The sequence below is a fragment of the Algoriphagus yeomjeoni genome, from assembly GCF_049821175.1.
GTDB lineage: Bacteria > Bacteroidota > Bacteroidia > Cytophagales > Cyclobacteriaceae > Algoriphagus > Algoriphagus yeomjeoni_A.
Window position 1 is genome coordinate 2,803,139 of sequence record NZ_CP187512.1, and the last position, 19,064, is coordinate 2,822,202.

Genomic DNA, 19,064 nt, shown 5'->3' on the forward strand with positions numbered 1-19,064 from the left:
AACAACTAACCATGTCCGAGGTTAAAATCTTTTCAGGCACCAACAGCCAATCACTTGCACTAAAAGTCGCTAAAAACTATGGCAAAAAGCTAGGTGATCTCACTCTCTCCAAATTCAGTGATGGAGAATTATCACCAAGTTTTGATGAATCCATAAGAGGTTGTACAGTCTTTTTGGTACAAAGTACCACACCTCCAAGTGACAACTTGTTGGAGCTTTGTCTGATGATAGATGCTGCCAAAAGAGCCAGTGCTTACAAAGTATGCGCGGTAATTCCATATTTCGGATACGCCAGGCAAGACAGGAAGGACAGGCCTCGTGTGAGTATTGCAGCTAAGGCAATTGCCAATATGATCACTTCAGCAGGAGCAGATCGAATCATGACCTGTGATCTGCATGCCGGACAAATTCAAGGTTTTTTCGATATACCTTTGGATCATTTGAATGGATCAGCTATTTTTGTGCCCTATTTGAATTCGCTGCGGTTACCGGACATGATTTTTGCATCACCAGATGTAGGAGGAGTAGCCAGAGCCAGGGCTTATGCCAAGCATTTTGAAGTAGAAATGGTAGTCTGTGACAAGCACAGAAAAAGAGCCAACGAGATTGCTTCTATGCAGGTAATCGGAGATGTAGAGGGTAAGGATGTTATTCTTGTGGATGATTTGGTAGATACAGCAGGCACGCTCTGCAAAGCCGCCGAAATGGTCATGGAGAAAGGAGCTAATTCAGTAAGAGCCATTGCAACACATGGCGTACTTTCTGGAAAAGCCTACGAAAACATCGAAAACTCAGTATTGGAAGAATTGGTCATCACGGACACCATTTTCCCAAAACAACAATCATCCAAAATCAGAGTATTGACAGTGGCAGATCTATTCGCAAAGGCAATTCACGCCGTGACTGGAAATACTTCTATCAGTTCTTTGTTCATTTAAGAACCAATTTAATACAAGTACAATATGAAAAATCTAGAGATTATAGGGTTTAAAAGAGCAAATCTCGACAGCGCCAGTCTTTCTGAATTGAGAGAATCAGGTAATGTTCCCTGCGTGGTTTACGGACCTGGTATCAAAGAGCAGATTCACTTCTACTCTCCTATCATCCTTTTCAGAGAATTGATTTACACTCCTGAAGTTCACATGGTAGCATTGAACATCGAAGGAACTATCATCAAAGCCGTACTGAAAGACGCACAGTTTCACCCAGTAAGTGAGGCACTTCTTCACGCTGACTTCGTAGCTTATGCAGAAGACAAGCCGATTAAGTTTGAGATCCCTGTTAAAGTATCAGGAAGCTCCCCAGGACTTGCTAAAGGTGGTAAATTAGAATTGAAAACTAGAGTATTGAAGGTGAAAGGTCTTGCAAAAGATTTTCCTGACACTATCCCTGTTGATATTTCTAATCTTGATTTAGGTAAATCATTCAAAGTTGAAGACTTAAGTGTAGAAGGCTTTGAAATCCTGACAAGCCCTAACGTTTCTATCGTGACTATTGGTATTCCAAGAGCACTTAGAGGCAAGAAAGGCGGAGAGGAATAATTCCTTTTTCGTAATCACTCAAAATCCTGCCCACAACTGGGCAGGATTTTTTATTTTCAAGGCAATATTATTACCGTAAAATGAAATACCTCATCATAGGTCTGGGAAACATTGGCCCGGAATACGAATTGACTCGACACAACATTGGGTTCTTAACGGTGGACAGGCTTGCTGACGCAAAGGAATGCGCTTGGAAAAGCGATAGACTAGCCTTTAAAACAGAATTCAAGCATAAAGGCCGATCGATTCACATGATCAAACCCACCACTTACATGAACCTAAGTGGCAAGGCGATGAATTATTGGTTGAAAGAACTACAAATCCCGAAAGAAAACACGCTAGTAATTGTAGATGATGTCGCAATTCCTTTTGCGAAACTTCGCATGAAACCAAAAGGAAGTGCGGCAGGGCATAATGGCCTGAAAAACATCGAGGAACTTACGGGTGGTCAAAATTATCCAAGATTAAGGATGGGCATTGGGGACGACTTCCCAAAAGGCAGACAAATCGATTTTGTCTTGGGAAAATTTACCCAAGATGAATTTGCTGAACTACCCACTGTGATGGACAAAGCAATAGATATGACTCTCAGTTTTTGTGCAATAGGAATAGAGCGCACCATGAACCAATTTAACGATTGATGAGATAAGATTTGGAATTCCCCGAATCCCGTTCTTTCTTTGCATCACTTCAGGCAACTGATTTATAAAGAAGAGGCGAGAGATTAGGCTCTAAGACCCTCTGGCAACCATCCCGAAACGGAGAACGGTGCCAAATCCTACCCTTAGCGGGAACTATAGATTGGCTTACTTCACAAATAATCCCTTTTAGTTCTTTAACCGCCTCCGGGTTTGATTTTCTCAAATCTGCTTGATTAGTCATGTCAAAATATAAACTGATCAATAATGAGTAAGCACTTCGAAACTAATTCTGTACGGATCTCCCCTTCCAAATCCAGCCAGAGAGAGCACTCTGCTCCTATTTACCTTACTTCAAGCTTTACATTTGATTCTGCTGAAGAAGCCAGAGCAACTTTCGCAGATGAAATTGAAGGTAATATCTATTCCAGGTATGCTAATCCAAATTCCAGTGATCTGATCGATAAAGTCTGCGCTGCAGAAGGAACTGAGGATGGTTTTGCGACAGCTTCTGGCATGGCTGCGATGTTTGGAAGTATCGCTGCACTGCTTCAGCAAGGAGATCATGTGCTAGCTGCCCGATCACTTTTTGGATCAACACACCAACTGTTGACACGAGTATTTCCTAAATGGGGAATTACTTCGACTTACGGTGATATTTCTGATTATTTGAATTGGGAAAAGTTAGTGCTGCCAAACACCAAAATGCTGTTCATAGAGACTCCCTCCAATCCGGGACTGGAAATTATTGACCTTAAATGGGCTGGAAAATTTGCGGCAGCGCACAATTTGATTTTGGTGGTGGACAACTGCTTTGCTTCTCCCTACCTTCAACAGCCAGCAAAATGGGGAGCTCATATCGTGACTCACAGCGCTACCAAATACATCGATGGACAGGGAAGAGTACTTGGAGGTTTGATTTTGGGAAAGGCTGATTTGATGAAAGAGGTACAGTTTTTCGCAAGACATACCGGTCCTGCGATATCTCCATTCAATGCTTGGATTCTTGCCAAAAGCATGGAAACTCTTGGATTGAGAATGGATAGACATTGCAGCAATGCACTCAAAACAGCAGAGTATTTCGAGGGAAATTCGGAATTGTTAGGAGTAAAATATCCATTCCTAAAATCACACCCTCAATATGAAGTAGCTAAGAAACAAATGAGTCAAGGCGGCGGCGTAATCACATTGGATTTAAAAGGAGGCGTTCAACGTGCACAACGCTTTATTGATAAGCTTCAGATGATTTCTATCACTGCAAATCTTGGAGATAGTCGTAGCATCATTACGCATCCTGCATCGACTACCCATAGCAAATTATCAGTAGAAGAAAGAGCTCAGGTAGGTATATCAGATGGATTGGTCAGACTCTCAGTGGGTCTAGAGCATTATGAAGACATCATACAAGATGTGGAAAAAGCTATTGAGGGTTCGAAATGAGTATGAATTGAAGAATGTCCAGTTTTTCAGTCGCAGTGATCAGTAATCAGCATTTTCATCCTGAGCTGCTTGGCCGTCGTGGCGGAAAGTCGAAAGGGTTGTACTTGTATATTGAAAACCAAAGCAATTTTGAATCAAATCTGAAAATCTCTTGACTAACAAATAAGCTCCAAATGAGGATTAGACTTCGCTCAGGCAGACAATTATCAAAACTCTTAAAGCTGCGTTCTCTACGAAAAACTTTGTGATCTTTGTGGCTAATTAACCAATAAAAATGCCCCCTCAAGTTTTGAGACTTTTGGGGGCATTTACACTTTAACCAATATACTATTTTACCAGGTAGTCTGTTTCAGGGTAGGAAAGATACGGATCACATCGCTGAGACTGATTTGTCCCAATAGCTGGCCATCTTTCATAACTGGAAAACGTCGATACCCATGTTCCAAAAATTTCGAAGCAGCATCAAAAATCGATAAGTCCGGCGAAAGCGTCATCACATCTACAGACATATGCTCACTTACTTTTGCAGGGAATTTTGGCGTGTTCGTGTATTTCCCTTTTATGATCTCTTTGAGACAATCTACCTCCGAAATGATTCCTACTAGAGCTCCAGATGCATCAATAACCGGCGCTCCAGATATTTTTCGCTTGGTGAGCACCTCCATCACCTGATCAATAGTATCATCAGGTTTGAAAGTAATCAACTTAGTACTCATGCACTCTTTGACAAGAATTTGCGGAATTGGGGCTTTTTTAGGCTCAGCCATTCTAACCCCCTGAAAACTTTTTACCATAGCTTAAAAATTAAGGATGAAAGAATAAATTACCGATAATACGCTACAAGTAAAAATTATAATTCAAAAAATATAATAAATCAGTACTTTATTTCTAAATAAAAAGATTTTTCAAAATTAACACTTCTACCCTAAATGAGAATAGAGTCACTAAATCATAGCAACTCTATTCCCCATTAATTAAAAAGCTTAGCAATTCAATCTTATTCTGCTAGTACATTCAAAAACTCATTCACTACTTCCTGATCTATTCGCAAGTGATGGGTAAAAGACTTTGGATCATCAGAAAATGACACATTCGGGTTGACAAACTGATTCGATGAAGCTTTCCAAGTTTTGCATGACGCATGGATTTCTCGCAAAAAGCCAGTTTTTTTCAGTTCTATAACATGCTGAGGTTTAGTTCCTCCACCCGGCATGATGCTAATTCTATCTTGTGCTTTTACCAACAACTGCTTGAGTGTTTCTAAACCCTCGGTGACAGAGTTTTTCCCACCTGAAGTCAATATACGGTCAAATCCACAAGAGATGATTTTCTCCAAAGAATCAAAGTAATCCGCTGAAGCATCAAAAGCACGATGAAAAGTGCAGGGTTTTCCAGAGGCAGTACGCAGCAAAGACTCACAAGAATCTTTGTCCACAAACCCCTGATTATCCAAAACACCGAAAACAAAACCATCAGCTCCTTGCTCACCTAGCAACTCGATGTCCCGCTTCATTACCATCAACTCCTTCTGAGAATAAGCAAAGTCTCCGCCTCTTGGGCGAATCATTACGAATACTGGTAGATCAATCTCTGTTTTTAGAAACTTAAGCAGCCCTGTGCTTGGTGTCTCTCCTCCCTCTGGAAAATTGGCACAAAGCTCCAATCTATCCACGCCAAATAGAGCCGCATCCATGGCTGCCTCCACATTGAAAACTGGGGATTCTAAGATTATTTTACTCATCCTTTTTTGAAATGAGAGCCTGAGTCAATCATTACATTATTTTGAAGTGTCGCTTGCGCAAAGTTGAAACCTGGGTGAACGGCATAAGCACCGACTTCTCCATCTTTATTCATAGCCAAGAAACCGGCCTGAATATCTTTAATGTCTTTGCTGTTTTTGGCTATCAAACGCTTCACTGCTTCTTCACAAGCTTCCTGAGGAGTTCTACCCTGACGCATTAATTCTACGATTAAGAAACTCCCGCAAATTCGAATGATTGATTCACCAAGTCCTGTGGCCGTCGCAGCCCCTACTTCATTATCTACAAACAAACCAGCCCCGATAATTGGGCTATCGCCCACTCTTCCATGCATTTTGTAGGAAAGTCCACTTGTAGTGCAACTTCCAGCCAAGTTACCCTTCTCATCCATTCCAATCATTCCAATCGTATCGTGATTTTCTATATTAATCACTGGTTTGTATTGGCTAGTTTCTTTCCATTTCAAATATGCTTTTTTTGCACCTGGGCTCAGCTCCTCTTTTTCTATTGGAAATCCTTCCGCAATGGCCAGTTGCTTGGCTCCTTCACCTACAATCATCACATGAGGTGTTTTTTCCATCACTACTCTAGCCAAAGAAATGGGATGCTTCACCTGTCTCACAAAAGCAACAGCACCACAAGCCCCATCCCCTGACATAATAGAAGCATCTAGGGTAGTAATCCCTTCTCGATCGGGTAGGCCTTGAAGCCCCACAGAAAGATTACTCAAATCCAATTCGGTGTCTTTCACGCCAGTTTCAACCGCATCAATGATACTGCCTCCAGCTTTGAGTTTTTCTACAGCGGCAGCATTTGCCGGTAAACCGTGATTCCAAGTAGATAGAATGAGAGGTTTTTCTCCTTTAAAAATTGAAGATGCTTTTGCTTCAGCGATGGTAGACACTCCAGGTATAAATAAAGCCGAACCCATTAAGGATTGCTTGATAAATTTTCTTCTTTGTGACATTCGAGTTAATTTTGAATCAGGCCTCAAATTATTAAAATTGAAGCTAAATAGGCTAACCATCCTTAATTTCATTTGAAATCGAGTATGGAAATTTAGAATAGCAATGAAACTTTGAACTGAGTTATCATCAAACAAATCACAACTATCCGACCAATCTTAAGTAAATGAGACCTTACCTACTTGCAGAATCAAACTGGAAAAAACTTAAAGATCATCTCTTTGAATTGGCAGTTTTGCCATGGGGAGCTACAGAAGCACACAACTATCACCTGCCTTACGGCACGGATGTCTATGAGGCGGATGCAGTAGCAGCAGAAGCAGGAAGAAAAGCTTGGGAAAAAGGAGCTAATGTGACAATTATGCCTACTATTCCTTTTGGTGTGAATACAGGGCAGTCAGATATTTATTTGGATATCAATCTGAATCCCAGTACCCAATTATTGATTCTGAAAGACATCATTACAGTCTTGGATAGGCAAGGAACAAAGAAACTTTTGATAGTAAATAGTCATGGAGGAAATGACTTTAAAACGATGCTACGTGAGCTTGGGCTACAGTTTCCCGAGATGATGCTTTTCACCTGCAACTGGTTTCAGGCATTGGACAAGACGAAATACTTTGATGAAACCGGAGATCATGCTGACGAAATGGAAACATCCATCATTATGCACCTGCATCCGGAATTAGTATTGCCTTTAGATCAAGCTGGGGATGGAGCAGAAAAAAAATCCAAAATTAAAGGAATACAGGAGAAATGGGCTTGGGCTGAGCGAAAATGGTCTGAGGTGACTGAAGATACAGGAATCGGAAATCCAAAAAAATCATCTCCTGAAAAGGGCAAGAAGTATTTTGAAGATGTTACCGATAAAGTCGCCCAGTTAATGCTGGATATTTGCGAAGCCAAAGCAGGGAGTTTATACAAATAATATTCTCGAAGACATCAATCTTCCTTCTCACTTGTAGCAGGCCTGAAAATCTGGAAAAACTCCTCAGAGGATCGTAATTCCTCAAAAACCGGATCAACCAACGCTTTTTGATAAAGCAATTCACTTGCATGAATAGCTCTATCCAATTGCAATAAAGCGACTTCTGCCTGACCACTTTGTGCTGCGATCATTGCCAATCCATAAAAGCCATAACCATAATTCCGACCTGCCATAACGGACTCTTCGAAAGACAAACTTGCGTTGCTAAAATCCTTGGACAAATAATAGGCTAAGCCTTTATTGAAAAATTCCTTTGGCTCAGTGTAATCGTAATCAAAACGTAGCGTCGCCAACTTATAATCACCTCTCAAAATATCTAATGCACCCCTCAAACTTTCATTATACTTGAGGAAATCCTCATTCCGGGTAAGAACAGAAGCATCAGAAAGTTTCTTGTATGCCTCCCAGGTCTTGCCTTGCAGCACCATGATCTGTCCTTGATTATGCAGCACATATGGATTCGTATCAATTTTAGCAGCTTGATAAAGCAGGTCATTCGCTTCTTTCCAAAGTAAATCCTTCGTCTCCTGGTCCAGTGTACGCTGCGCTAAACGCATCTTGACTACAGCTAAATTATTATAAGGTATCACAGAGCGAAACAGCTCAGTCATCTTACTGTAGATTTTAGCTTTATCCTCTAACCTAGGTGTGGTTTCTCCAGCGATCGCCCAATCAGCCAAATCAAGCTCTGAACTCGCAGTACTTTGTTCCAAAGCTTTTTGAAGTACCAAAGATTGAGCTTGGTTAAGTCCTGGAAGAGGTTTTGCAACTACTTCAATTTTTGCTACCCTAAGACTTGGAAATAAATCACCTGCCACTTGGTTGAAACCTGTGATCTTTCTTAATCCTTGAGCTTGAGTTTGATAATCTGCTTCATCCAACAATACAGCATAAAATTGATCCTTGCGCTGAGTGGAAATCTTTTCATATTCCCTTAATAACAACCTGAAATCAAACCAATCATTCCACCTAGAAGTCACTTCTATGAGGCTATCTCTTATTGTAATATTAGATTCTTTGAGCAGCTTATTAACTGCCACTGCCCTATCCATTCCAAGCTTGCTGCTACTCCCTTCTGCATTTTCAGGAGACTGTACACCAGTAATTTTAAAAGATAAGACTGAAGAGTTTTCCGTTAAAAAATTCTTCAAATCTGCAATAACTTGAGTATTTGCACTATTCATTTTGATACTGGAAGACCCAGCATCAAACTTGATCAGAAATTCCTTTGAACGTGAAAGATCCGTATCCATAACTCCAGTGGAAATAAAAAGTCCTACTTGCGGAATTGGTTCATCAAAATTCACCTTCCCTACTTTCGCCAGCAATGGCGTGGTAATCACTCCGCGAGCTAAAACCTTCTTCTGATAGGGTTCCTCCTGAGCCTTTTTCCCCTGAAAAAATTGAACTTCCAAAAAAGCTCCTTCCATCCAAGGCTCATAGGCGAGGACGAATTCTTTACTGTAGGAATAGTAAGAGACATTTTTGGTCAACTCAAGCTCTTCAAAAAGCAAAGAATTTTCAGAGGATTTAAAGAGGATATTAACTTTTGGGTTTTTAGGACTAAGTACAGATTCAATAGGAATGGTACCGGTAACTTCAAACCTTACTGAATCTCTGATGAATTCCAGCTTACCTGGAATCACTTGAGAATCTTCCAAAAAGTCGGTTTCGGGCATCATTATTGACCCGCAAAGAAGTGGGAACAAAATAAATAGCAATAAAACAGGCTTATTCTTAAACAATTGGTCTAGCATTCTTATTTATTATTTCACCGAACTTTTTTCTAAATTTACCCTAACGAAACCACCTATTACCATGGAAAAGCTGAAAATATTTTTCGAAGAAAGAGCCTTTGGGGTTTGTTCACGCTTAGGTGAAAAACTCAACTTTCCTATTGACAGCATTCGTTTATTCTTTATTTATGCCTCATTTGTTACGATGGGCTCACCGGTTATACTTTACGTGAGCATGGCGATGACAATGAAAATCAGAAAGTTCTTTAGGAAAAAGAACAACCCGGTTCTTTTCGATTAAAGTTGATCAAACGTTTTTTTCCCTAACACTTTCCAGTTCCAAAAGATCAAATTCACCTTTCCCTTTCTAACCACTTCTTTTCTTCCATCCATTATGGGTTGGAATTTCTTCATTTCAATCTTTCTTTCTCCAAAGTCTTTGTAAGCATTTAGAACAGCTTTTGAAAATTCTTTTTTGCCTTGGCTTAGGTAACTTATCGCAGCAAGATGTTCTAACAAAGACTTGACCACAAAAATCTTGAGAAATCTTGATGAACTTTCATTCTTGTAAATCATACTTAGACTGTTTCTAATGTTCAAGTATAATTTTTTGGGACTTGCCCTATCTAGCGTAGCACCGCCCAAATGAAAGACTTCTACCGACCCAAAGTAACCAACCTTCCAGCCTGACCTACGCATTCTCCAACAAAGATCTATTTCCTCCATGTGCGCAAAAAAACTTGAATCAAATCCCGACAATTCGTGGAATACTGATCCATTAACTACCATGCATGCACCAGAAGCCCAATCCACTTCAATTACGTCATCATATTTCCCGGAGTCTTTTTCTATAGTTTCCCAAATTCTACCCCGGCAGTAAGGGTAACCATAGGCATCCAAAAATCCGCCTCCTGCACCAGCATAATCAAATACGTTTTTGTCTTTCCACGACAAAATTTTGGGCTGAAGAGCAGCATAATCTAAGTGAACTTGCATCCAAGTGATCAGGTTTAAATCCCAATCAGCGGTAACCTCCACGTCTGAGTTTAATAGAATGTAATATTCATATTGACCATTGATTTCTGCCAACCCAGCATTATATCCTCCAGCGTAACCAAAATTCTCCTCAAGTTTGATTTGCTGAACCTGAGGATAGTTTTTATCTAAAAAATTAATTGAACCATCAGAACTTGCATTGTCTATCACCCAAACGTCATAAATACTATGCATACAAACAGAAGGAAGAAATGTCTTCAGCATTTCTTCCCCATTATAATTCAGTATGACGATGGCACAGGGTTTCATCCAAACATGTTGCCTAGATCCATTCCTGGGATATTTGGCATCATACCTTCTGTGGCAGCTTTCATCTCAGCTTTGATTTTCACGTCGATAGACGTCATTGCGATATTTGTAGCAGCTACAATTAGGTCACTCAACATTTCCTTGTCCTTTGGAGAGATCAATGAATCATCAAAGTCTATACTTACTACTTTCCGATCACCATTAACGGTGACTTTCACCATACCAGCACCAGATTCACCAGTGGAAGTGAGGTGCACAAGCTTAGCTTGAGTTTCTTTGATTTTTGCTTGAGCTTCTTTCACTTTGCCCATCATGCCCATTATATCAAACATATTATTCTATTTAAGACCTTTATGATCGTGAATTCACTTTATTTCAGTCGCGCGATTGCTTCTTCCAAACTTACAGATTCCTGAGTTCCAGTTTCAAGATTTTTCAACGCTATTACATTACTTTTAATTTCCACATCTCCACAAATCCCTACAAATGGAATTGCTTTTTTATCTGCAAAATCAAGTTGTTTCTTCATTTTGGTAACATCGGGGTAGAGCTCTGCTTTGATTCCCGCAGCTCTGAATTTCTTCAGAAGACCTAAAGCATACACATAAGCCTTTTGGTCAAAGTGTGTCAATAGAATCTTGGTGCTCTGGACACTATCCTCTGGAAACAAACTAAGCTCCTCCAACACATCATACAAGCGATCCACTCCAAACGAAAAGCCTACACCGGACATTTTCTCCTTTAGCCCGAAGTTCTCAGTCAGATTATCATACCTACCACCTCCACTGACGGAACCTATGGATACATGGTTCACTTTCACTTCGAAAATAGCTCCGGTATAATACGAAAGACCACGAGCCAGCATAATGTCCAAATCCACAAAGTCCAGATTTTCGCCCATGTCCGTTAAAATCTGAAATACTTCTTCCAGTTCTTGTACTCCTTGAAGCCCAATCTCGCTGCTTGCTAAGAATTTCTTCAGGAAATCTAACTTTCCAGCTTGATCAGAATCTAACTTAACCAGCGGTGCCAATTTCTCCACAGAATCTGCTGCAAAACCTCGCTCACTCAGCTCCTCTTTTACTTTCTCCCAGCCTATTTTATCCAGTTTATCTATCGCTACGCAAAGCGGTGCTTCTTTTCCAGCTTCTCCGATTGCCTCAGAAATTCCGGTCAGAATTTTTCGATTATTCAGTTTGATGCTGTAATCATTCAGCTTCAATTTCTCAAAAACTGATCGAATCATCAGAATGATCTCAGCTTCGCAAAGCAAACTATCCGTTCCCACCACATCTGCGTCACATTGATAAAACTCACGGTATCTCCCTTTCTGAGGTCGATCTGCCCTCCAAACTGGTTGAATCTGAAAGCGCTTGAAAGGAAAAGTCAACTCATTCCTATTCATTACCACAAAGCGGGCAAATGGAACCGTCAAATCATAACGAAGCCCTTTTTCAGACACCTTGGGCAATGTCTTCTTAAAACCATTTTCCAAGTCTTCTGCGCCAACACTCTTTAAGTAGTCCCCACTATTCAAGATTTTGAAAAGCAGCTGATCTCCTTCATCGCCATATTTCCCTGTCAGCGTACTGAGATTTTCCATTGCTGGAGTTTCGATCTGATTGTAGCCAAAAAGTTGAAAAGTGCCTTTGATCGTATCTAGGATATAATTTCTTCTGGCCATCTGGATGGTCCCGAAATCTCGGGTTCCTTTTGGCAGACTCGGCTTTTGCATAGCTTATTTTTTGGTGATTAGCAGCCAAATTTATTCAAAAAAAAGGAAACACTCCCTGATATCGTGAAAGTCAAAGAATTAAATCCCAAATTATTTTAGGCAGAAAAGAAATGTTTGTTTACTTTTGCGACTCGTTTCGAAACAATACTATTAAAAATATACGACCATGGCAGTTACTACACTGAAGAGAAAACTTAAAAGAAAAAGACAATCTCAGACCACACGTGTGATTAAGATCAAGCAATTGTCTGCTCAGCCTGTAATCAAAAACGTGGACGTTGAAGAGCTTAAGAAGTCTTTCACGAAATAATCTTTATTTCGGTAAAACATTGAAGGCGGTCATTTGATCGCCTTTTTTTGTTTATATTTTTTTGAGACTTAGGACGTTAGACACAAGACATTAGAAATAATGTAAACTCTAGTGGTTTGTGAGACACAAACCACGGTAAAGAGGTCAATTCCAAAACCGACTGAGACTGCGACTGAAAACTGCCACTCTCTCACTTCTTACTACTTACAAATTTCCCAAAACCTTTCCTCTTTTCCCCAATTCTACTACCCTGAGATTTTTTACTTGTCCATCCTCCAAATCAAACAGTAGCATAGTCCGCATTACATGAAAACCATGCTGCCCTATAGCTCCAGGGTTCATATAGAGGCAACTCACTGTCTTGTCATACTCCACCTTGCAGATATGTGAGTGTCCGCAGATAAACAGGTTTGGCGATGATTCTTTGATTTTAGTTTTTACACCTTTGGCGTACCGGGGAGGTTTGCCCCCGATGTGAGTAATCAAGACCTTCACTCCTTCCAGCGTAAATTCTAGCCATTCAGGATAAGTTCGCTGCATTTCCTGATCATCTATGTTTCCAAAAACAGCCCGGACCGGCTTTCCTTTGGGTAATGAATCCATTACTGCAAAATCTCCGATATCTCCGGCATGCCAGATTTCATCTACCCCATCCAAATAGGCGAGCGTTTTGTGGTCTATATAGCTATGTGAATCTGATATGAGAGCAATCTTGGTAGGCATTTGGATTTAATCTTGCTAAATTTTCCATCCAATATGGAATGCCAAATTTTCACATCAAATTCAAAATCATGAAACTTCAAAAAATCCTCGTATTACTAATTGCTTTTGCATTGGTCAACATCAATTTTGTACAAGCACAATCCGCAAAAGTAAAGGCAATTAACCCTTCCGAATTTGAAGGACTAATGAAAAATAAAGGTGCCGTAAGAGTTTTAGATGTCCGAACAGCTGACGAGATGTCTGAAGGTTATTTGCCTGGAGCTATAAACATTGATTTTAACAGTGGCAATTTCAAGAACGAGATCGCCAAACTAGACAAAAGTAGAACTTATTTGATTTACTGCAAAGTAGGTGGTAGGTCAGGTGAAGCAGCCAAAATGATGCGGGAGGCTGGATTTACACACCTGTATTCGCTGGACGGAGGAATAGACGCTTGGCAAGAAGCAGGAAAACCAATAGAAAAATGAACTTAATAAAATCTATCAACCCATACACAGGGGAGTTATTAGCAGAATTTAATCCATTAACTGAAAAAGAAATTGAGGAAAAGCTTAGCGCTGGATCAGTTGCGTTTTCTTCCTGGAAGAATACCGATTTCACCCATAGAGCTGATTTGATGAATAAAGCAGCTCAGGTTTTGAAAGATAGACGTGAGAAGTATGCTACGATTATCTCCCAGGAAATGGGAAAAGTATTCAAAGAATCACTTTCAGAAGTTGACAAATGCGCTTTGGTCTGTGAATATTATGCCGAGAATGCGGCTGAGTTCTTAAAAGCAGAGCCAATAGATCTGCCTGACGGCGCAAAAGCTAAAGTTATCCATCAGCCCCTCGGTATTGTTTTAGCTGTGATGCCCTGGAATTTTCCTTTTTGGCAGGTATTCCGTTTTGCTGCTCCAACTTTAATGGCTGGTAATGTTGGGGTGTTAAAGCATGCCTCAAACGTTCCACAATGTTCTGAGGCCATAGAAGAAGTTTTTACTGAAGCTGGATTTCCACCGGGCACATTCCAAAGCCTTCTAATAGACTCCGAAGCCACCAATAAACTGATTGAAGATGAGAGAATCAAAGCGGTCACACTCACTGGGAGCGAGAAAGCAGGTGCTGCTGTAGCCTCAACTGCAGGTAAGCATATCAAAAAATCTTTGCTTGAATTAGGAGGCAGCGACCCCTTCATTGTCTTAAAGGATGCCAACATCAAGTCTGCAGCAGAAACTGCAGTGAAAGCTAGAATGATCAACTTTGGCCAGAGCTGCATTGCTGCTAAGCGATTTATTGTGGAGGAAGATATTTACGAGGATTTCATGACCCTTTTTGTTGAACATTTTAGAAAGTTGAAACAAGGCGATCCGATGGGTGAAAACTCAGATTTTGCTTGCATGGCAAGACCAGATTTAGCCAAGGAGTTGTATACCCAGATAAATGAATCTGTAAAAGCCGGAGCCACTCTTCTGTTGGGAGGCGAAGAACCTGATGAAGATTCAGCACGTTTCCAACCCACCATTTTAACTGATATTCCAACAAATGCACCGGCTTATTATGAAGAGCTTTTTGGTCCTGTAGCCACCATCTTTAAAGTTAAAAATGAAGATGATGCCATAGCTCTTGCCAATGATTCAGAGTTTGGGTTAGGAGGTTCGATTTGGTCTGAAAACAAAGAAAAAGCGGAGGAGTTAGCAAGCAAAATCGAAACTGGGGCAGTGTTCATTAATGCCATGGTTGCATCAAATCCCCACCTGCCTTTTGGAGGAGTAAAAAAATCAGGTTATGGAAGAGAATTGAGCAGATTTGGGATTTTGGAGTTTGTTAATTCGAAAACAGTGTATTTGGGCTAATCTATTAGGGATTAAGCAGGCTTTATTTTTGGTTTTGGCCAATTCCTTTCTATTTTTACGAGCCAAAATTTTGTCATAAACTAATGAGAGAACTACAGTTTCGAGAAGCCCTAAGAGAGGCAATGTCCGAAGAGATGAGACGTGATAAAGACGTTTTTTTGATGGGCGAAGAAGTTGCTGAATACAACGGAGCTTACAAAGTATCCCAAGGTATGCTGGATGAATTCGGTCCTGATCGAATCTACGATACGCCAATCGCCGAGCTTGGTTTTTCTGGACTTGCGGTAGGTGCTGCAATGAACGGTCTTAAGCCAATAGTTGAGTTCATGACTTTCAACTTCTCTCTGGTAGCAATAGATCAGATTATCAACTCCGCTGCTAAAATGCTAGCCATGTCAGGTGGAGCTTATAGCGTACCAGTAGTTTTCAGAGGCCCAACAGGGAATGCTGGTCAATTGGGAGCTACTCACTCTTCCAACTTCGAGAATTGGTTTGCCAATACTCCAGGATTGAAGGTGATCGTTCCTTCTAACCCTTACGATGCTAAAGGCCTCCTTAAAGCTGCTATTCGTGACCCAGATCCTGTGATCTTTATGGAATCTGAAGTTATGTATTCTGACAAGGGTGAAGTGCCAGAGGGTGAGTATTTGCTTCCTATAGGTGTAGCTGACGTCAAGAGGAAGGGAAAAGATGTCACTGTTATTTCATTCGGTAAAATGATGAAAGTGGCCTTGGAAGCAGCAGAAGAAATGGCAAAAGAAGGCATCGAAGCTGAAGTCATCGATTTAAGAACGGTTAGACCTATAGACTATGCTACTTGTGTTGAGTCGGTTAAGAAAACCAACCGCGTAGTGATCGTAGAAGAAGCTAATCCAATCGCAGGAATTTCCTCTGAATTGACCTATCACTTCCAGCGTTATGCATTTGATTACCTAGATGCTCCAGTAATTCGTGTCAACTCAATGGACATTCCTTTGAGTTACTCTCCTACTTACATCGAGGCTACCTTACCAAATGTAAAGAGAACTGTGGATGCTATTAAGAAAGTCTGCTATAAAGACTAGGAAAACCGGTCTAACATATTAAAGCCCGAATTCATTGATTTGAATTCGGGCTTTTTGGTTTTTAATTGGATTCTCTCAGTAACAAAAAAAAGAAGGCCTGAAACAGTCAGGATACTACTATGTCCGAGGTCCATGCCTTGCTGCTATCGGTATGCAGGAAGACTTTATGCCAAATAAAGATTCTATATAGATACAAGTAGTGGTTTCTGTGGTAAACATTGCAACCCCACAGTTAAAAAGCGTAAAAAAACCCACCCTAAATAAAGGGCGGGATTTCACAAATGTAACCCAATCTACTATTTAATATTCTGAATTATTTGTTCTGCTGCATTTCAGCTCCTCCACCTTCGCTTCCACTTTTTAAATCATCGTTAGAAACAGATCTCTTCTTTCTCTTGTTCTGATCTACACTTAGCTTGCCGATTCTGTAGCTGAAGTTAATTTTGAAGTTCATGTTTCGCATGATGTTCGTGCTATTCTGAACGATGGTAGCTGTATTGATTTCATTCTTCATCTTAAATTCCTTAGTAAGGAAGTTATCCGCTCCGAAGCCTATTGTACCTCTCTTCTCATCAAACTGCTTGTTGATTCCCATTCCGTACATGTAGAATCCTCCAGATGAACCTTGCAACTGAACCTGACGACCTCTAGCAAAAGTGAAGGCCTGAATCTGCCAATCATTCGGAAGCGAATAATTACCAAATAAACGTCCACTGATTACGAATCCTTCATTAGATGCTGCGTACGTTGGATCTGTAAGCCCATTGTCTAGCATCGCATAATAGGCATCCACACTAGCGTTCAAGGATATTTTGTTATTTACACTAATGTTTGTAAAGATGTTAGTTCCTACAGCATTCTCTTGGCCGATATTATCGAATCCCGTGTAGATCACCCCGTCTTCAGCTACAGTTCTGATTGACTGAATGGAACCAGTGGTATTTCTAAAAAATCCACTAAAACTTACCATTGTGTTTTTGAAGAAGGTGCTGTAACCTAACTCATAATTATCAGTGAATTCTGGGTCCAATTCTGGGTTACCTTGAGATACTTGAAGTGGGTTAGAAGAATCAATATTTGGATTCAAAAATCTAAGCGATGGACGAGAAATTCTTCTATTATAAGAAGCTTTGATCATGTTACCGTTAGCAAGTTTTCTACTCAAGTTCAGGCTAGGCACAAATGTTCCATAAGAAGGAATATCAGCTGAAGTAGTCTCAGTTTTGAAGTCTGCATTGATAGTAGTGTACTCATATCTGATCCCTGGCTTGATTGTGTAGTTTTTAAACAATGTAGCAGTGTATGATACATATCCAGCAGTTACATTTTGATCATAACTAAACGCGTTACTAAAGTTTGGATTTGGATTCTCTACATAAGCTCCATCTGCTCCATCAGCTTGGAAGTATGCAAAGTCAGAGTAGGCCTTTCTTAAGATGTTTTTGGCGCCATACTCTAAAATAGACTGCCCATCTTTCCCAAGTGGTTCTATTAAGTCTAGTTGAACTGTAAACTCTTCATTTTTGCTTGGATTGTCATTCTTCAATCTTGAATCGATTGTGGACATATCCTCCTCGAAAAGTGTATTTACAAATGAATTCTCTCCGTTGTTTCTGCTATATAAAGTCAGTAAAGAAATTTCTTTTCCTTTCTCCTCAAACGTTTTAGTATAATTCAAGCTAACATCTACTGAATTCGAGTTGTCTTTAGTGTCTGTTTCTCTAAGCGCAGTTCTTACTAATTCACCATCAAGATAGTTTTGTGATAGGAAATTTTCTTGGTTGCTACTTCTGTTTCTTATTCCAAAATTCACAGCAGCAGTTAAGAAATTATATTTATTGACCTCATAATCTACCCCGAAATTATATCTTCCGAAAAGCTGATTGCTTTTGGTATCAGCAGATTGTTGGATGGTGGAAATGGAATTATCAGGATTAGTCACTATTTGCTGGTTAGCAAAACTACCATTGATATTATAACCTGATCTACCATGACCTCCAAGTGTGAACCCAAACTTACCTTTTCTTGCACTTGCATTAAGACCCAAATCTGATCCTCTTAGACCAACACCTGTACGAATGTTTGCGGACATTCCCTGAAGGTTATTCTTTTTGGTGATGATGTTGATCACACCAGAAGTACCTTCTGCATCATATTTAGCTGAAGGCGAAGTGATCACTTCTACTTCTTTAATTTCCTCAGCAGGAATCTGCTTCAAGGCATCAGTAATGCTACTTGCCGCAATAGCAGAAGGTCTACCATCGATCAACACAGTAATATTGCTACTTCCTCGCATCGAAACGTTCCCATCCAAATCCACAGATAGCATAGGTACTCTTCTCATCACATCCGTACCATCACCACCCGCAGTAGTTCTATCGTTTTCAGCCTTGTAGATCGTACGATCCACACGCTCTTCAATTAAATCACGTTGACCTTGTACAGTCACTTCTTCCAGTGCCAAGCCTTCGTCAGACATTTCGATTTCGCCGATATTCACATCTCCGGTCTTGGACAATACTTGTATACCAGGGATAGTTTTTGTTTCAAATCCCAAAAAACTGATTCTCAACTCGTAGCTTCCTGGCTCCATACCTGTGATAAAAAACTTCCCGTCACCATCAGCTACTGCACCAGCGACGTTTGTATCACTTCCTGGCGTATATAATGCAGCAGTGGCATAGCCCACAGGCTCACCGGTATTCGCATCCTTGGCAATTCCAACGATTTTTGCAGGAGTAGTTGCTTTTCCAGAAGTCTGCTGGGCAATAGAGCCGCTAGTGCTGATTAGTAGAAGAGCTGCGATAATGTTTAAAAACTTTTTCATGTGTAGTAGGATAATGTCTTATTTAATCTGGCGAAAGAAAGTTGACTGTTGTAAATATTTGTCTGAAGCCCCTTTCTTATTCACCAGTTAATTTCAAATTCTTGGGCCTCGTGCTTGTTGATACCCCAAAACAACAGGGTTTGTTTCGTAGATTTTTGCCAAATAGACGGCTAGGGTATATTCATCGACAAACACCCC

19 protein-coding genes and 1 riboswitch are annotated in these 19,064 nt (G+C 40.4%); of the genes, 10 read left to right on the forward strand and 9 right to left on the reverse strand.

The window, feature by feature from the left end; genetic code table 11:
* Positions 1-11 precede the first annotated feature (11 nt).
* The 4 genes from ACPUEN_RS11155 to ACPUEN_RS11170 all read left to right on the forward strand — a co-directional run bounded on the left by ACPUEN_RS11155 (position 12) and on the right by ACPUEN_RS11170 (position 3,619).
* Complete coding sequence (locus ACPUEN_RS11155) at positions 12-938, forward strand: ribose-phosphate pyrophosphokinase (RefSeq protein WP_111610706.1); 927 nt, start codon at positions 12-14, stop codon at positions 936-938.
* A gap of 24 nt (positions 939-962) precedes the next feature.
* Complete coding sequence (locus tag ACPUEN_RS11160) at positions 963-1,541, forward strand: 50S ribosomal protein L25/general stress protein Ctc (RefSeq protein WP_111610705.1); 579 nt, start codon at positions 963-965, stop codon at positions 1,539-1,541.
* An 80-nt stretch (positions 1,542-1,621) separates the two neighbouring features.
* Complete coding sequence (gene pth / locus ACPUEN_RS11165) at positions 1,622-2,182, forward strand: aminoacyl-tRNA hydrolase (RefSeq protein WP_425635955.1); 561 nt, start codon at positions 1,622-1,624, stop codon at positions 2,180-2,182.
* A gap of 59 nt (positions 2,183-2,241) precedes the next feature.
* Positions 2,242-2,344: riboswitch (SAM riboswitch) on the forward strand.
* A gap of 102 nt (positions 2,345-2,446) precedes the next feature.
* Positions 2,447-3,619: a trans-sulfuration enzyme family protein gene (locus tag ACPUEN_RS11170; RefSeq protein WP_425635956.1), complete on the forward strand. Its 1,173-nt coding sequence runs from the start codon at positions 2,447-2,449 to the stop codon at positions 3,617-3,619.
* Between the two features lie 332 nt (positions 3,620-3,951).
* Here the strand turns inward: ACPUEN_RS11170 and ACPUEN_RS11175 are convergent, their stop codons facing one another.
* The 3 genes from ACPUEN_RS11175 to ACPUEN_RS11185 all read right to left on the reverse strand — a co-directional run bounded on the left by ACPUEN_RS11175 (position 3,952) and on the right by ACPUEN_RS11185 (position 6,346).
* Positions 3,952-4,413 carry a CBS domain-containing protein gene (locus ACPUEN_RS11175; protein ID WP_425635957.1) on the reverse strand — a complete coding sequence of 154 codons (462 nt, stop codon included), beginning with the start codon at positions 4,411-4,413 and terminating at the stop codon, positions 3,952-3,954.
* Between the two features lie 203 nt (positions 4,414-4,616).
* Complete coding sequence (locus tag ACPUEN_RS11180; RefSeq protein ID WP_425635958.1) at positions 4,617-5,360, reverse strand: copper homeostasis protein CutC; 744 nt, start codon at positions 5,358-5,360, stop codon at positions 4,617-4,619.
* Positions 5,357-6,346, reverse strand: a complete 990-nt coding sequence (locus ACPUEN_RS11185) for an isoaspartyl peptidase/L-asparaginase family protein (RefSeq protein WP_425635959.1) — start codon at positions 6,344-6,346, stop codon at positions 5,357-5,359. The genes ACPUEN_RS11180 and ACPUEN_RS11185 overlap by 4 nt, the downstream gene beginning before the upstream one ends.
* Before the next feature lie 164 nt (positions 6,347-6,510).
* Between ACPUEN_RS11185 and ACPUEN_RS11190 the strand changes: the two genes are divergently transcribed.
* The gene (locus tag ACPUEN_RS11190) at positions 6,511-7,272 is read left to right on the forward strand and encodes a creatininase family protein (protein WP_425635960.1); all 762 of its coding nucleotides are present in this window, start codon (positions 6,511-6,513) and stop codon (positions 7,270-7,272) included.
* 14 nt (positions 7,273-7,286) lie between these two features.
* On the opposite strand, the gene ACPUEN_RS11195 is transcribed toward ACPUEN_RS11190, so the two are convergent.
* The gene (locus ACPUEN_RS11195; RefSeq protein ID WP_425635961.1) at positions 7,287-9,014 is read right to left on the reverse strand and encodes a hypothetical protein; all 1,728 of its coding nucleotides are present in this window, start codon (positions 9,012-9,014) and stop codon (positions 7,287-7,289) included.
* Between the two features lie 136 nt (positions 9,015-9,150).
* Here ACPUEN_RS11195 and ACPUEN_RS11200 point away from each other — a divergent pair, with 136 nt between their 5' ends.
* A complete protein-coding gene (locus ACPUEN_RS11200; RefSeq protein ID WP_091695064.1) occupies positions 9,151-9,369 on the forward strand; it encodes a PspC domain-containing protein in 219 nt (72 codons plus the stop codon).
* Here ACPUEN_RS11200 and ACPUEN_RS11205 read toward each other — a convergent pair.
* Genes ACPUEN_RS11205 through hisS form a run of 3 tightly spaced genes read right to left on the reverse strand, consistent with a single transcriptional unit; the run spans position 9,366 to position 12,108 of the window.
* Positions 9,366-10,373 carry a glycosyltransferase family 2 protein gene (locus ACPUEN_RS11205; protein ID WP_425635962.1) on the reverse strand — a complete coding sequence of 336 codons (1,008 nt, stop codon included), beginning with the start codon at positions 10,371-10,373 and terminating at the stop codon, positions 9,366-9,368. The two genes, ACPUEN_RS11200 and ACPUEN_RS11205, sit on opposite strands and share 4 nt — an antisense overlap.
* A complete protein-coding gene (locus ACPUEN_RS11210) occupies positions 10,370-10,705 on the reverse strand; it encodes a YbaB/EbfC family nucleoid-associated protein (RefSeq protein ID WP_111610696.1) in 336 nt (111 codons plus the stop codon). Before ACPUEN_RS11210 ends, ACPUEN_RS11205 begins: the two co-directional genes overlap by 4 nt.
* 38 nt (positions 10,706-10,743) lie before the next feature.
* Positions 10,744-12,108 (reverse strand): histidine--tRNA ligase, encoded by a 1,365-nt coding sequence (gene hisS / locus ACPUEN_RS11215; protein ID WP_425635963.1) that lies wholly within the window; start codon positions 12,106-12,108, stop codon positions 10,744-10,746.
* 166 nt (positions 12,109-12,274) lie between these two features.
* Between hisS and ACPUEN_RS11220 the strand changes: the two genes are divergently transcribed.
* On the forward strand, positions 12,275-12,418 hold the full coding sequence (locus tag ACPUEN_RS11220; RefSeq protein ID WP_170124560.1) for a hypothetical protein: 144 nt from the start codon (positions 12,275-12,277) through the stop codon (positions 12,416-12,418).
* Between the two features lie 204 nt (positions 12,419-12,622).
* Here ACPUEN_RS11220 and ACPUEN_RS11225 read toward each other — a convergent pair whose 3' ends face one another.
* The gene (locus ACPUEN_RS11225; protein ID WP_425635964.1) at positions 12,623-13,141 is read right to left on the reverse strand and encodes a metallophosphoesterase family protein; all 519 of its coding nucleotides are present in this window, start codon (positions 13,139-13,141) and stop codon (positions 12,623-12,625) included.
* Positions 13,142-13,209: 68 nt separating this feature from the next.
* On the opposite strand from ACPUEN_RS11225, the gene ACPUEN_RS11230 reads away from it, so the two are divergent.
* The 3 genes from ACPUEN_RS11230 (at position 13,210) to ACPUEN_RS11240 (ending at position 16,039) form a co-directional block, all read left to right on the forward strand.
* Entirely contained in the window at positions 13,210-13,608 is a 399-nt protein-coding gene (locus tag ACPUEN_RS11230; protein ID WP_425635965.1) for a rhodanese-like domain-containing protein, read from the forward strand.
* Positions 13,605-14,975, forward strand: a complete 1,371-nt coding sequence (locus ACPUEN_RS11235) for an NAD-dependent succinate-semialdehyde dehydrogenase (RefSeq protein ID WP_425635966.1) — start codon at positions 13,605-13,607, stop codon at positions 14,973-14,975. Before ACPUEN_RS11230 ends, ACPUEN_RS11235 begins: the two co-directional genes overlap by 4 nt.
* 83 nt (positions 14,976-15,058) lie before the next feature.
* Entirely contained in the window at positions 15,059-16,039 is a 981-nt protein-coding gene (locus tag ACPUEN_RS11240) for a pyruvate dehydrogenase complex E1 component subunit beta (RefSeq protein WP_425635967.1), read from the forward strand.
* A gap of 313 nt (positions 16,040-16,352) precedes the next feature.
* On the opposite strand, the gene ACPUEN_RS11245 is transcribed toward ACPUEN_RS11240, so the two are convergent.
* Entirely contained in the window at positions 16,353-18,866 is a 2,514-nt protein-coding gene (locus ACPUEN_RS11245; RefSeq protein WP_425635968.1) for a TonB-dependent receptor domain-containing protein, read from the reverse strand.
* Positions 18,867-19,064 lie beyond the last annotated feature (198 nt).